This window comes from Sphingobacterium sp. xlx-96, from assembly GCF_011007365.1.
Taxonomy (GTDB): Bacteria; Bacteroidota; Bacteroidia; order Sphingobacteriales; family Sphingobacteriaceae; genus Sphingobacterium; species Sphingobacterium luzhongxinii.
Map to the genome: position 1 here is coordinate 71,381 of NZ_WFKM01000011.1, position 14,992 is coordinate 86,372.

Annotated in this window: 13 protein-coding genes; 4 read left to right on the forward strand and 9 right to left on the reverse strand. The window is 39.8% G+C overall.

Going from position 1 to position 14,992, the window contains the following annotated elements; translation table 11 throughout:
- Position 1 precedes the first annotated feature (1 nt).
- The 6 genes from G7B20_RS14450 to G7B20_RS14475 are packed head-to-tail and all read right to left on the reverse strand — an operon-like array spanning position 2 to position 5,481.
- On the reverse strand, positions 2-991 hold the full coding sequence (locus G7B20_RS14450) for an LLM class flavin-dependent oxidoreductase (protein WP_164112130.1): 990 nt from the start codon (positions 989-991) through the stop codon (positions 2-4).
- 52 nt (positions 992-1,043) lie between these two features.
- Positions 1,044-2,225: a THUMP-like domain-containing protein gene (locus tag G7B20_RS14455; RefSeq protein WP_164112131.1), complete on the reverse strand. Its 1,182-nt coding sequence runs from the start codon at positions 2,223-2,225 to the stop codon at positions 1,044-1,046.
- The gene (locus G7B20_RS14460; protein ID WP_164112132.1) at positions 2,218-3,486 is read right to left on the reverse strand and encodes an aspartate kinase; all 1,269 of its coding nucleotides are present in this window, start codon (positions 3,484-3,486) and stop codon (positions 2,218-2,220) included. The genes G7B20_RS14455 and G7B20_RS14460 overlap by 8 nt, the downstream gene beginning before the upstream one ends.
- 43 nt (positions 3,487-3,529) lie before the next feature.
- The gene (locus tag G7B20_RS14465; RefSeq protein ID WP_164112133.1) at positions 3,530-4,336 is read right to left on the reverse strand and encodes a DUF3298 and DUF4163 domain-containing protein; all 807 of its coding nucleotides are present in this window, start codon (positions 4,334-4,336) and stop codon (positions 3,530-3,532) included.
- Positions 4,336-4,791 carry a GNAT family N-acetyltransferase gene (locus G7B20_RS14470; RefSeq protein ID WP_164112134.1) on the reverse strand — a complete coding sequence of 152 codons (456 nt, stop codon included), beginning with the start codon at positions 4,789-4,791 and terminating at the stop codon, positions 4,336-4,338. Before G7B20_RS14470 ends, G7B20_RS14465 begins: the two co-directional genes overlap by 1 nt.
- A complete protein-coding gene (locus tag G7B20_RS14475) occupies positions 4,792-5,481 on the reverse strand; it encodes a YggS family pyridoxal phosphate-dependent enzyme (RefSeq protein WP_164112135.1) in 690 nt (229 codons plus the stop codon).
- Between the two features lie 82 nt (positions 5,482-5,563).
- Here G7B20_RS14475 and G7B20_RS14480 point away from each other — a divergent pair, with 82 nt between their 5' ends.
- The 3 genes from G7B20_RS14480 (at position 5,564) to G7B20_RS14490 (ending at position 9,165) form a co-directional block, all read left to right on the forward strand.
- On the forward strand, positions 5,564-6,238 hold the full coding sequence (locus G7B20_RS14480; RefSeq protein WP_164112136.1) for a DUF4296 domain-containing protein: 675 nt from the start codon (positions 5,564-5,566) through the stop codon (positions 6,236-6,238).
- Positions 6,238-8,619 carry an endonuclease MutS2 gene (locus G7B20_RS14485; protein WP_164112137.1) on the forward strand — a complete coding sequence of 794 codons (2,382 nt, stop codon included), beginning with the start codon at positions 6,238-6,240 and terminating at the stop codon, positions 8,617-8,619. Before G7B20_RS14480 ends, G7B20_RS14485 begins: the two co-directional genes overlap by 1 nt.
- 150 nt (positions 8,620-8,769) lie before the next feature.
- The gene (locus G7B20_RS14490) at positions 8,770-9,165 is read left to right on the forward strand and encodes a hypothetical protein (protein WP_164112138.1); all 396 of its coding nucleotides are present in this window, start codon (positions 8,770-8,772) and stop codon (positions 9,163-9,165) included.
- 6 nt (positions 9,166-9,171) lie between these two features.
- Here G7B20_RS14490 and G7B20_RS14495 read toward each other — a convergent pair whose 3' ends face one another.
- The 3 genes from G7B20_RS14495 to G7B20_RS14505 all read right to left on the reverse strand — a co-directional run bounded on the left by G7B20_RS14495 (position 9,172) and on the right by G7B20_RS14505 (position 12,164).
- Positions 9,172-10,026, reverse strand: coding sequence for a helix-turn-helix domain-containing protein (locus G7B20_RS14495; protein ID WP_164112139.1), 855 nt, complete (start codon positions 10,024-10,026; stop codon positions 9,172-9,174).
- A gap of 131 nt (positions 10,027-10,157) precedes the next feature.
- Positions 10,158-10,829, reverse strand: coding sequence for an ankyrin repeat domain-containing protein (locus tag G7B20_RS14500; protein ID WP_164112140.1), 672 nt, complete (start codon positions 10,827-10,829; stop codon positions 10,158-10,160).
- Positions 10,830-10,841: 12 nt separating this feature from the next.
- The gene (locus G7B20_RS14505) at positions 10,842-12,164 is read right to left on the reverse strand and encodes an amidohydrolase (protein WP_164112141.1); all 1,323 of its coding nucleotides are present in this window, start codon (positions 12,162-12,164) and stop codon (positions 10,842-10,844) included.
- A 416-nt stretch (positions 12,165-12,580) separates the two neighbouring features.
- Between G7B20_RS14505 and G7B20_RS14510 the strand changes: the two genes are divergently transcribed.
- Complete coding sequence (locus G7B20_RS14510) at positions 12,581-14,887, forward strand: hypothetical protein (RefSeq protein WP_164112142.1); 2,307 nt, start codon at positions 12,581-12,583, stop codon at positions 14,885-14,887.
- Positions 14,888-14,992 lie beyond the last annotated feature (105 nt).

The following is a 14,992-nucleotide window of genomic DNA, read 5'->3' on the forward strand; positions in this document are numbered from 1 at the left end:
TCTAATGTAATGCGCTGGCGATAATGTCAAAAGCTTCCAAACGCTTTGCATCGTCAAAGATATAATTTGTTGTCATTATTTCATGGGCTTTGTGTTGATTTGCAAAATCAAGCACCTCCTTTTTGATGATCGATTCTGTACCGATAAAAGTGCAGCTAACCATGCGGTTTACAGCTTCTTCTATTTCAGGTATTCCATGATAAATGGGTTTGTCAGTAGGAGGAGATAGAGGTTTTCTTAAATTGGTCAATATCCCTGCGAACATATTGAACAAGCTAGTTGACAAGACATGCGCCTCAGTCTCCGTCGATGCAGCCACAATGTTGACACAAATAATAAAATAGGGTTCTTTTAGGGTCGGCGAAGGCTTGAAGTTGCTGTAGTATATTGCAGAAGCCTGCTCTAACATTGCTGGAGCAAAATGGGCTGCAAATGCGTAGGGGAGTCCAAGTTCAGCTGCTAAGTAAGCACTATCTGTGCTAGAACCGAGGATATAAATTGGCACATCGAGACCTTCGCCTGGAAATGCCCGGACTTTTGCATCAACATTGTTTTCATCCAGATAACGTTGAAGTTCTAAGATATCGTCTTTAAAGTAGAACGAAGTATTAAGGTTGTTTCGACGTAACGCCATTGCGGTGAGTTGATCGGTGCCTGGTGCTCTCCCCAGACCTAAATCTATTCTACCGGGATAGATACTTTCCAATGTGCCAAACTGTTCGGCCACCACCAAAGGGGTATGATTAGGCAACATGATACCTCCCGACCCCACCCGTATTCGTGATGTTTTGCCTGCGATATGACCAACAAGTACTGCGGTGGCCGAACTGGCAATATGCTGCATGTTGTGGTGTTCGGCCAGCCATATGCGATGATAACCTAAACGTTCTATATGTTGGGCACCGATGACGGCTCTCTTGATAGCTTCCGATGCATTGCTGTTTTTACAGATGGTGGCTAACTCTAGCACAGAAATTTTTAGTTTTTCCATAACTTAAAGATACAAGGAATGAAAAAAGGATCTGTAATGCTTTTGTCTTTTATTAAACCTTATGTCCATGTATGACAATCGGATTACCTAAATAGTCCGTGGTAAAGAAAAGATACTCGATACCACCATCTTTGATTTTAAACTTTTTCTTAATTTCTTCAACCTTCATCGGGAAGTTTTTTGAAGCCACATTCGCCTTGTCAATGGACTGTCTTTTCTTAAAAGCGGATAGGGTAAATACTGATTTTATAAGAAATGTCCTTCCCGTAAAATCTTCCTGGAAATCGGAAGAAGTGTACAGATGGGAGTGTGTATGTATTTTGAAAAGGTTGAATCGCTTGGCTACGGTTTTGAAAGCGCCGGCCTTCGTAACGCAAACATCAGGATCATATAGATAAGTTAGCGGCTGTGAAGTCCGTATTAAAGTCTGTCTCTCTTCCTCTAAAGTGAAATTAAGCGTCTGGATTTGATCTAGAAATAATCTTATCGCTGCAAGTCTAGGCTCGCCCGTATAATTAGCATCTTGAATAAATAATAACTCTTTACACTCTCCATCTACACTTATAATATAGATGAGCTTGACATGCTTTAATTTTTGTAGTGCAGTGCTGATATCCAGTAACGGAGATACCTTACAGATGATGAACCTTGACTTCTCAAAGAACATATCTTGGGTGGCGATGATGTTAGGCTCGCAATCTTCCAGTAGAAAAACTTTAGAATTATTGATCCTTCTTGAGGGATCGATCATGATATAATCTAATGAATTATTATCCTGATTTCTGACGAATTCTACGCCGTCGGTTGCGATACAGACCAAATTGGGAACTCCTAGTACAGCGGCGTTATGCTTGACGATCTGTGATAATCTCTCATTAAGTTCGCAATGCACGACGATTTCCGCCTCCTGTGCCATATAGCAGCTGTCGACACCGAAACCGCCAGTAACATCCACAACTTTGCTTCCCTTCTTGATGAGCGTCTGTTTGATCAATGCGGTGTGTTCAGAAGAGCATTGTTCGATGTTTATCTTGTGCGGATAATATATATTAGAAGAGAAAGCCCAAGTCGGAAGTTTCCGTACTGCACGCTGCCAGCCATCGATCTGAGCAGCAATTTCCGAAGAACTCACTGCATTAAACGGACTTTTCTTTAAAGCCATGCTACTCGGTGATTGCTCCCGGTTAGCTTTAATAAAGGCCTGTACTTCTTTATCCAGTATATGGTTATTCATCAATATTTTTCACTAACATCTGACAAGTATAACTGTCCTTAAGTTCGCGAATTATTTCCTTATTTACTAGTACGCGGTCAATTGTCTGTTGATTATAATAACGAATGGTGATCAATTCAAGACCCCGTTCTACAGAGACTTTGTATCTTTTTTCTAACTCCGCCAGCAAAGTTTCGATGTTCTGACCAGTACTGTCTATAGCAACCGAAAAGCTGATCGCACTGTTGTGCATCATGTTAACCTTAATACGATATTGGTGAAAAAGATTAAAGATATGACTCAGGTTATCTTCCACAATAAAGGAGAAGTCACGCGGTTGTATACTGATGAAGGTCTGATTTACCTTAAATATAAACGAAGGAACAGGAAGTGTCTGATTTGTTGTTCTGATCTTCGTCCCCGGGCTTTCCGGATCTAAGAACGATCTTACATTAAGTGTGATCTTCTTGTTTTGTAATGGCTTGATAGTCTTGGGATGTATTACCGTGGCTCCGTAATAGGTTAACTCAATTGCGTCAGTATAAGACAATTCCGGAATCAGTTCAGTTTTTTCAAACCATTTTGGGTCGGCATTTAAAACTCCAGGTACATCTTTCCATATGGTAATATCTTCCGCATTAAGGCAAGAGGCAAAAATTGCAGCTGAATAATCGGACCCTTCTCTTCCTAACGTTGTTGTAAAGTTTTCAGAAGTAGACCCGATGAAACCTTGAGTCACAATCAAATTATTGTCCAGGATTTCAGGTAGATCCCTTCTTATTTTGTCTTCCGTTAAATCCCAGTTAACTTGAGCTTCGCGATAGGTGTTGTCGGTTTGGATATAATTTCGTGCATCAATCCATTTTGTAGGGATACCGATATGCAAGCAGTACGCTGCAAGTATTTTAGAAGATACCAATTCTCCGACAGATACTATCTGGTCAAAAAGATAATCATAGGTATCCTGAGGCTCTTCTTCTAAAATCCATTCAATCTCCACAAAACAATTATTAATTTCATCAAATGCCGGATGATTTGCATCCTCAAACAAGTCCTTAAGAATATTAAAATGATCTTTTTTTATTTCCGCTAATAATGCAAATGTATCCTTTTCCTGATAGTAGTAGGCCTGTGTAAGTTCTTCCAGTTTGTTTGTCGTTTTGTTAATAGCGGAGACTACGACAAGTAATTCAGAAGACTTGTATCTCGACAATATGGAAGTTACATTTTTTATGTTATCGGCACTTTTTACAGATGCGCCACCAAATTTAAAAACCTGCATTAATGTATTATATATATTAATAGTGACGGTTGATTGAAGCTATTTATTGTTGAATATTATCTATATACCTTTTGCCCCGTTCATTTAAAATATCCGAAATATCATCATAAGGCAACTCAATGACAGTAATACCTTCTGAGTAGGGTTTGATCTCATATTCATTATAGTAGATAATCAACCTATCTTTTGTGAGCCCAAAGTTATCATTTAATGCGAATATTCCATCTTCAAAGAAAAAATCTTTAATCAGCGAGCTGGTATCAGAAAGGCTTTCCTGTTTACGGAATTTAGCCTCGGCTTTCTTGGTCAGCACTTTCAAACCGCCCGTTACAATTATTTCCCACAGGCTCAATTTTTTGAGACGATCGGTATCAAAAACAGTGAAAATAGTTACATGATTACCATGGGCTCCTCCCGTATATTCTTGAATAGATGTTTGTAATGTCAGGAAAAGCGGTGTATTAAGAATGATCTGACTCTGTAACTTTTTATACCATGCTGAATGTATAGCCGTAGTGCTGCTCTCTTCAACAAATTCGTTGTATCCATTTAAGAATGAAATAGCAGCATCATCCGCGTTATTCTCCCTGTCTATAAAGATAGCTTCTTGTAGCGCTTTGTCGATTTCCTTATCTGCAAAAATAGGGTAGGTGATCTGATAATATGCCGTGTCAATATGTGTTGAATCCCCAACGAAATAGGAACTTATTTCCCGTTTGGTTTGGTACGAATAATTGACAGTATCTTTTGTCGCTAGTTCAGGCAAATTGACTGACGATTTACTTTTCGTTCGTTCGTTGGCACAGGAGAGTGCGACAAAAATAAATATAAACAGTATCCCGCTGCGCATTATTCTCTAAAGCTTAAACTTACATTGATCCATTCTCCATCTAATGAAGCATTGTACGACTCGTAGAATTTTATAGCTGGAGTATTCCAATCTAAAACTTGCCACATCATTCCCGAAAAGTCATTTGTCTTGGCATACTCGATAGTTCGGTCCAAAAGCTGTTTTCCTATTCCTTGACCTCGGTACGGCTGGTGAACAATAAGATCTTCCAAGTAAAGTCTTCTTCCTTTCCAAGTAGAGTAGCGAATATAATACAAAGATAATCCGACAATCTTATCTTGATCTGTGGCGACAAATGCCCCCCATACCGGATTTGCTCCAAATCCCGCATCTTCAAATTCCTCCATACTGACGGTAACAGCATCGGGCTCCTTTTCAAATATAGCTAGCTCCTTGATCAGTTCCATCATAGCAGAACAATCATCTCTGTGCGCTACACGTACAACAATTCCCATTTACTTTGCCTTAAAGTGTTTGATTACCCGCTTTCCAAAAAGACTACTGCCCAGTCTAACCATATTACTACCTTGCTCTATCGCGAGTTTATAGTCCGAAGACATTCCCATAGATAACGTGTCAAAGTTATCATCCTTACGGTAGTAGCTCACTTTGATACCATCGAAGAGCATTTTAAGTTCGTAAAACTCTTCCTTAATCTCTTTCTCTTTGTCGGTATTGGTTGCTATACCCATTAAGCCGCGTATACGAACATTTTTCATAGCCTTAAAATCACTGCTTTCGAGAAGTTCAATCACCTCAGGGTGATCCAGACCGAACTTGGTATCCTCCTGGGCGATATCTACCTGAAGCAGGCAGTCTATAATACGAGCATGCTTGGCAGCATGCTTATTGATTTCAGCGAGTAGTTTTAATGAATCTACGGCTTGGATCATATCAATAAATGGAGCGATATATTTCACTTTATTTGTCTGTAGATGTCCTACCAGGTGCCATTGTATGTCCTTGGGTAGTTTTTCTTGCTTCTCAACAAGCTCTTGAACCATATTTTCACCAAATATCCGCTGGCCGGCATTGTATGCTTCTTGTATATCTTCTATAGACTTGGTCTTAGAAATCGCTACCAATGTCACACCTATCGGATTTAATTCATGTTGTGCTTCCTGAATATTTGCAGTTATGTCCATTATTCGAAAATTATTTTTGGAGATATGATTTACAAAGGTACCTATTACAAAGGCATTTTGTAAATTTGTACAAATTTAAACAATGCAGCGCGTAAATTTCATCATTATTCTATTGTTTTTTTTGCTTGCCAGCTGTGGTAAGCAGAAGCCAAAGGGAGTCTTATCCGAAAAGGATATGACAGAGCTGATGGCAGAAGTGTCGTTGATAGATGCTTACTTGAATACATTACCTATAGATAGCGGCCGCAAGGTAATGCCGGTATTTTATGAGAATGCATTTAAGAAATTCAAGTTAGATTCTGCGGGGTTCATAAAAAATTTAGATTACTATTTGGGTAGTCCGGTTTTAACGGAGAAGATATATACCAGTATCGGCAAGACGCTTACGGCAAAGGATATGGAATATCATCGTATAGATTCTGTACAGAATGCCGTTGTTCAAGATAGCATTCGTAATGCCATGCGCCTCCAGCGACATACAGAAATGATGAAAAATATGATTCTTAATGTACATAGGGACAGTACAGCGTATACCTATTCACAGTACGGTACAGATTTTCTCTCTAAGGCGGAACTCAACCTCAATGCTTACGGCATTCAAGTGCCTGCTATAGCTCCGACAGTGCCTACTACGCCACAGCGTTTAGATAGTCCGCAGGAACAGATTCCGGTCGAAGAAAGACTGGAAACGGTGGCTCCTGCAGCTATGTCCGATACATCGAATGTAAAGAAAGTGCTGCGAAAATCTACTAATTAATGATTTACCCTGAGAATGCGATAGAAAAACTAGGCTTTACGGAAATTCGTAACCTGGTAAAAGAAAAATGCCTGAGTGAAGCTGGGCGACTGATGGTTGACAAAATACAACCACAAGTGAAGATGGATCAGATTGATCGCTTTTTGAAGCAAACCAATGAGTTCAAAAATTTATTGCTGCATGACGCACCTTTGCCGGTGGATCATATCTATGCGATTAAACCATTAGCTGAAAAGGCTAAGTTGGAAGGTGCCTTTTTAAGCGAAGAAGAGTTTTACCGAATTCTACTGTCTCTACGGACGGTGTATGCGATCATAAAATATTTTAATGATAGAGCTGGACAGTATGCGCACCTTGAATTGCTATTTGAACATCTTCCAATAGAAAAATCTATTGTCCGATCGATAGAGCAGGTACTGGATGATCGGGGTAAACTGAAAGACAACGCCTCTAGATTGCTATTGGATCTGACACAACAGATTGCAAAAAGCGAACAAGAAGCTCGCAAACGATTGGAGAGCGTCTTCAAACAAGCGCAGGCTCAAGGATGGACGGCAGACGGTAACCTGACCATTCGGGACGGTCGAATGTGTATCCCTATTCTTGCGGAGAATAAAAGAAAAGTTAAAGGATTAATTCACGACGAATCAGCTACTGGACAAACTGCTTATATTGAACCAGAAGAGGTGTTTCACCTTAATAATAAAGTAAGAGATCTGGAATTTGAACGTAGGAGAGAGGTAATTCGTATTTTGACAGATCTGACAACCGAACTCCGGCCTCATGTACCGTTGTTATTAGCATACCATGGGTTATTAACCAAACTGGATTTTGTTCGCGCAAAGGCACTATTTGCTCTCGATATACAGGCTAATATGCCTATACTATCCAAAGAAGCGGGGATCAACTTAGTACAGGCAAAGCATCCTCTGTTATTCTTGAATTCGCTTAAGGATAGTAGCCATTCGGTGGTACCCTTAAACATTAAGATCGACGATACCGATCGGATTATCTTAGTGTCAGGTCCCAATGCAGGAGGCAAATCGGTCTGTATGAAGACTGTAGGTCTATTGCAGCTGATGCTCCAATCCGGCCTTCTTATTCCAGCCGATGAAACTTCATCTTTAGGCGTATTTAAGCAGATTTTTGCAGATATCGGAGACGATCAGTCTATAGAGAGTGATCTAAGTACTTATAGTGCACATCTTTCGAAGATGAAACACTTTTCTACCTTCGCTAACGCGCGTACTTTAATTTTGATTGACGAATTTGGTACAGGAACTGACCCCCAATTTGGTGGTCCTATTGCAGAGGCCGTATTGGAGCAATTGAATAAAAAGCAGGTAAGAGGAGTTGTTACGACACACTATTCGAACTTAAAGCTTTTTGCAAGCCATACGGCAGGACTGGAAAACGCATCCATGTTATTCGATAATCAGCAGATGAAACCGCTATACATACTGCAGGTGGGCAAACCAGGTAGTTCTTATGCTTTCGAGATTGCAGAAAAAATCGGACTTTCGAAAGAGATTTTAGAGTCGGCAAAGCAGAAAATTGGTGTACAACAGAAGAAAGTAGACACACTGTTGGTCGATCTCGAGCGGGATAAAAAGGAGGTGTTCGATACGAAAGTTGCCGTAAATAAACGAGAGAAGGAACTGATCGAACTAAAAGAGAAGTATTTGAGCCTCCAAGAACATATCGACGAGAATAAGAAAGAGATACTTCGTAAAGCCAAAGAAGAAGCTAAAGTGATTCTTAAGGATGCGAATCGTTTGGTTGAAAATACCATTTCTGAGATTCGTTCTGTTAAGGCCGACAAGGAGAAAACAAAGGAAATTCGTTCTAAGCTCAATGCGTCTTTAGATAAGCATAGTGTTCCTTTAGAAAAGAAACCTACAACAAGCAAAGTAGACAAAAAAGAGGCTGATATTTTTACTGTCGGGGACTGGATACGTATTGATGACTCCGGTTCTGAGGGAGAAATTATAGAGATCACGAAAAACAATAGTTTAATTGTCGCTTTAGGAGAGCTTCGTACTGTGGTTAAAATGAGCAGAGTAAGTAAGCTAAGAAGTAAGGAAAAGTCTAAGGCCATAAAGAGAAGCTCTGGAGTTTCTACAGGATCTGCTGCAGACTTTCACCCAGAGGTTGATGTCAGAGGCATGCGTACCGAAGATGCGCTTCATAAAATCGAACTTGTTCTGGATCGGGCAGTGATGATCGGCTACCCATCGTTGAAGATTGTACACGGAAAGGGAGATGGCATCTTACGAAAGTTTATTAGGGACTACCTTAGAAAATATAATCATGTGAGCCGATTTGAGGATGAGCATGCGGATCGGGGAGGTGATGGCATAACATATGCTTATATTGGATAGACATGAGGTCCTTGTTTTGAATAGTGAAAATTGTTGGACAAGTGACACAATTATATTGTATATAAAATGCAATTTATCTAAGTTTGGATATAATAAGTAATTAGAACGTCTATGTGGTGTTTTTTTAAATGTTTTTCATTTATTACAGGGATGACACTATGTTTTCTCGTAGCGTGTAACTCTTCCAATACGGCGACAGATGTGAGTACTGTAGCTGGTGATTATTTGTTTCAGTCGGAAAAGGATACCATCTCATTATCATTGAAGCAGGAGAAAGATTCTGTATATGGCGATTTAAAATACGCTTTTTCAGGTAAGGATAAAAATATCGGTAAGATTAGTGGCTCTTTGAAAGATAGTGTAATTATTGCAGAATACGATTTCATCTCTGAAGGAGTTCCTTCTGTGCGCCAGATAGTATTCAAGCTTACCGATGAAGGTCTGATCGAGGGATACGGCGCGATAGAGGAAAGCGAAGGAAAAATGATCTTCAGTGATAAAAGCAACCTGAGTTTCGATCACGGCATGGTATTGAAGAAACAATAAATCTATTTATCCTACTTCTTTAAACTGTGACGGGGTCATTCCGGTTTTCTTTTTAAAAAATTTGGAAAAATCAGCGTGATCGTAAAATCCCAGTCGGTATACGATATCCTTCATAGGAAGATCGGAGACCTTTAGCAACCTTTTCGATTCCAGAATTAACCTTTCCTTTATCAAAGAAGATGCCGGACTGTTTAGTGTCTTTTTACAGATAATGTTTAGGTAGTTGGGTGTAATGTTAAGTTTTTCAGCATAAAATGACACCAATCGTTCCGCCGCAAAATGTTGATTAATTAAAGTTAAGAATCTAGAAAGTATGGGTGTTGCATTGTATTTTTCAAAATCTTTAAACTCTTTCTCGACAGACTTACTCAATAGTAAAGAAATGAGTTTAATCCGGGTCTGTACGATATCCCATGATATCTCTTTTTCGACGATCTCTTGTTGTATTGCCTTAAATTCGTAAAGCATGGATTGGTAGGCAGACTGTGAGATCTCAAACACCGGGCGTGTCTGGTAGTAATACGATGTCGCAAACTGTAGGGATGGCATAAAGTTTTCAAACCATTGACGACTTATCATCAACTGGTATCCCATGCTTTTTTCTTGGATTTGCCATGCGTGAACCTGTCCTGGAAATAGTAGATGTACTTGCCTGTTTCCGATAGCATATTCTTTAAAATCAATAATATGTTTCCCTTCACCTTTTTCAAACAGCATAATGATAAAAAAATCATGCTTGTGTGGAGATTCGATCAGACGTTCGCCATGCAACTCATGGTACAATAGGTGATCACCGGTGTAGACAGTCTTACTAAATTCCTGAAGGCCCAACACCGGAAAGAAATCTGAGGCTTGACGCATGTTTCAAAGTTTTTATAAAAATATAAAACTTAGCGGCCTTTTTGCTGCCCGAGGAAAGAAATATTTCTCTCGGTAGCAAAAGACGCTATATAGTGTGTAATAAATGTCTTATTTTCAGGCTAATGTTTTAATTACCTTAATAGATTGACTATATAATGAAAGCCTCGCGCTTCAGCGTGCTGCAAAGGCGTACGCCCCTCTTTATCGGGAATATTTAGTTTTGATCCAGCTTCTTTCAAAATACGGACTATTTGTTGGTATTTCTCGCTGCCATCACCGAGAATGACAGCTTCCATCAATGCCGTCCAGCCTAGACGATTGACATGGTCTATAGGAAAGTTTTTAGTATTCGCCAGTACACGGACTGTCTCGACATGGCCTCTTTCGCAGGCAGGGATCAGGGCCGTTCCGTTGTATCTATTGAAAACATCAAACTTAGCTCCGTTTGCTAGGAATAATTGCACAAGTTCAGTTTGTCCTGTAGCGCCTGCATAAAGAAAAGGACTATCGAGGTTCGAAGCTTGCAGGTTGACATCGGCGCCATACTTTAGCAGTAGCTCTGCTAGAGGCCGTTGTTTATTGTTAGTTGCGATTAATAGTAGCGATCGTCCACTTTCATCTTTGGAATTTGCATCGGCACCTTTGGTTAAAGCAGCTTGTACAGCGGGTAGATCTGCATTATTTACAGCTGTAAGAATATCAGATTGTTGCATTTTATTATCATTTAATGGATGCTCGGGTTGTTTGGACTGGCAAGAAGCTGTCGATATAACAAATGCGAGTAAGAGAATTACTGTTTTCATATTGTTTCCTGTTTAGTAAACAATATGACCATTATACACGAGCGATTTAACCTCCGAGATCCGGGATATGGCTTCCGCAGAGCAACTGGCGTCGATCAGGACGAAATTGGCTTTATCACCAACATTTGGCCATTGTTGCTGACCTTTATCATCTAACGGGACGACACCTACAGTAGCGAGCTTTAATGCTCGGGATAATGCATATTCAGACGAATAACCATACAACTGCGCGGCTAGATTTGCCTTTTGCAAGACACTTCCACTTCCAAAGGTATTCCAGTGGTCTACAATACTGTCATTGCCTAACATGACTTCAACACCATATTTTAGTAGGGTAGGGATAGGCATTACCAGTCCACCGAAGGGGACTGTTGTCACAATTCCAATTTTTGACTCAGCTAGTTTTTCAGCCATTTCCTCTTGTTTTGTTTTGTCGATACGCCCTAAAATGAAGGTATGACTTAAATAAGTTTTACCTTTCAATGCCGGGTTTTCATTGACTTTATCGATAAGGTATTCGACCGTTTTCAATCCAGACTCACCAGATTCATGCAAGTGTATATCGATACCCTTTGCGTGGTCCAGCGCCAATTGTACTGTAAAATCGATTGTTCTTTCTATCGCTCCGTCAATGCTGTATGGATCCACACCTCCGATAAAGTCGATATCCATTTTAGCCGCTTCTTTTAGGTACGGAACAGAATCTGTATAAAATACGCCATGTTGAGGAAAAGCGACAAGCTGGGCTCCGAAGCCCATTTTTTTATTTTCTAATGCCTTTTGAAGGTTTGTTAGCGACTCTAGTTTCGAGGTAGGCTCTATATTGACATGACTTCGTGCGAAGGAGGTACCTTTTGATTGAAGTAGTTCAATTAACTTTTCTGCTTTAAAAGTTGAATTCTTCAATAGCTCAGGAAGCATCTGTTGTTCCATAGTAATCATGCCTTTAACACCACCACTGCCCCGTCTTACCGCTTGCCAGCGCTCACCGTAATACGTTTTGTCCAGATGAATGTGCATATCCTTGAATGAAGGAAGCATAAGAAGACCTTTGGCGTCGATGGCAGCAGAGTCTATGTGGTTCGGACCTATCTTCGTGATTTGACCGTTTTCTATTTCGACGGAGAAAAGAGCTGTTTTTGTCGCTATTACATCGTTACCGTCGTATTCGAAGCCAGTTTCCAGTCTGACGTTTTTTAAGCTTAACTTGTTTTTCATGGTCTGAAATACTTTTTTTTGAAAACCTGCCGCCGTCAAGCCGTTAGATCCTAGCGACATAGCTGCTACTGCTAGAGCGGAGTTTCGGATAAAATTTTTACGTGATATATGGTCCATATGCTTTGTTCTTTTTTCTGAAAGTGTCAGCCTTAAAATACATTAAGATCTTTCGCAGAATTTTTATGATACTTTTGAAATTCAAGCACTCCTCCGATAAAATGCGGGGTTGGCTCATGCTTGTTGGTGACCTCAACGAATCATGCAAGTTATAGTCAAAGTTACGATAAAGACTCCATTCAGTTACAGGGAGTTTTATAACAACATCTGTATGATTTATTTATTTTAGAGGTAGATAGTGTAGTTGTAGGGTCAAAAAAAAGGTACAGCGATGTTGAAAACTAGACTTTTTATTTTAAGTGTTTTTTTAATTTTCTTTCTATTTTGCAGCCATACGAAAACCGAGCTTGTGGCCTCCCATCACGAGACAGGGAATGTCTCTAAACAAGAAGATGAGGTACAACAATATTTAGAAGATGACATTTGAAGATTTACAACAGTTATTTTATCAGGGAGAACTCGATTTATTAATAGAACAGGGCGAGGCGCATATCGAAGCGAATCCTTCCGATCTAGAGAGTATTATACTACTCGCTGTCGCCTATCATGATCGGGTTTATGAAAAGGGGCATGAAGCTGTTTACGACGCAATACAAGAGCGCTTAATACCCTATTTTCGAAAGGTATTACAAGTACATCCGGACCATCAAATAGCGCTTTACAACATTCTTGATTATCCCTTAGGAAATCAGTTCAATTTGTTACAAGTGGGCCGTATCAAACAGCACATCACATCGGATAATAAGTCAGAGTTTCTGGGCTATGCTGACCGATTGATTGCTGATGCATCAAATGCGGTGTACGGCTATGACAGTAAGGTTAAGATCTACGAGTCATTAGAGGATTATACATCTTTAATCGAGACTATAGATCTCGCTATTACCTATTGTCAGGAGGCATTTGCTTTTAATCGAGAGCTGAGGGATAGAAATACTTCTATTTTCTGGATGAAGAAAGTGTACGTATTGGATCATACCAAAATGATTTCACAACAGGAACTAATTTCCATTATAAAAGAGGGGATAGATCGATTTGTGAGTAGAACAGAATATAACTATACCGATTTGGCTGAGATGGCATTTGAAGCCGAAGCAATTGATCTTGGGTTAACGATCCTGTTGAAGTTAATCAAAGGGGACAACACCAGTTCAGCAACTCAGGAGAAGCTTGTATTGTGGCATCAAAGGTTCGATGTTTTAATCAAAAATGGATATAATAATCCCAGAGTCTTTTACTACCAGCTTATTATAGAACGGAGTTATCCCGATAGGGTTGGAGTTGCTGCTGATTTTTACTACAACCACGCATTGTCTCTCATCGGGTTGTTTCCGGAGAACTTCGCTGGATATCATTTTGCGGGCACCTATCTTTTTGAACAGGGTCGACACGAAGAAGCACTTCCGTTATTGGAACAAGCTGTGTATCTAGGCGCTAGTGCTACTGCATGGCGCAGAAAAGTGATAGCTGCCTACTTAACGGATGGTCAAACACGAAGCGATATACCAGAATTTAGGGATCTGCCACGCGAGTTATATAACGATGCGATAGAATTGGATGATTTTATCATGGAAGTTGAATTAGAGCCTGATCGGACAGCATTACGCAGGTTGAGCTTAGCACTCTATGAACAAGCACATGAAGCCTTTCGTCGTTATTTTGAAGATAACAAATATAAAAGCGATTATTTCGGTGGCATTCACAATAGGGCAATGAATTGTAATAACCTAGCGATTGTCCAAGCTTACTTCGAAGACTATGGGGCAGCAGCTCTCACAGCAGCCGAAGGCTTAGTATATTCAGAGTTTGAAGAACTTCACCATACCCTGATTGACGCTTTGCGTAGGGGGCAGGATTTTGTAGGATTACAGCAAGCATTGCGCATCTATTTTGCGAATTATAATGCCGAAGAGGTTTCTTTTTACAAGCACGTACAGCATCTAGCCAGTCAGATAGAAGCCGATTACGAATTAGGAACTTCCGAGGATATACAATCCGAGGCTGAGCAGACGTTATATATGATTTATGATCACCATCTACAAAGCCCTGTAATCAGCGATTATGACTTTCGGGATTTCGAAGCAGCAAAGAATATTATTGAAGGAATAATCTATAGATTAATGGAAGATGAACCTATAGAGGATCGCATACGTTATTACGAGAATACGGCAGAACGTTATCCAGATGAAGCACATGCCTATTATGTGCTGATGCAATACTATAATGTAATTGAAGATTATGCTCGTATTAATCAAGCTGCAAAGTCTTACTTAGAGAAAAAGCGAGATTTTCTGTTGAACGACTTTGACCGTGCAAAAACTATATATATGATAGTCAAAACGGATTATTTCACAGAGCGGTTCATCGAAGCAAGAAGACTATTTGCTCAAGAAGATGCCAACCTGCAAGGTATTATGGAACCAGAAGACTATATCCTTTGGCTTGGGTACGGAATAAAAATAAGTGGAAAGTTGAAAGATAAAGATCAAGTTATGCTATTATGTAACCGTTTAGACACGATTTATACAGAACAGGGATGGTCTTACGACCAAGAACTAGAGGATGCCTATCTTGTCAAAGCGCTAAGCTCCTATGAGGCAGGAGCTATCAAAGAAGCGCATGCTATATTGGATTATATCTGTTCATTTGACGATCATTCAGAATTAGCTCAAACCTATAAAAGGACTTGGCGAAAACCAGGATTCTTTGCTAAACTTGGGTTTTAATCGCTTAATTTTTATACTCCTGTATACTATTATGCATAGTATACAGGAGCTAACGCGATCATTCTTAATAGATATATTGAAAAAATATAAACGTCTGAATAACAT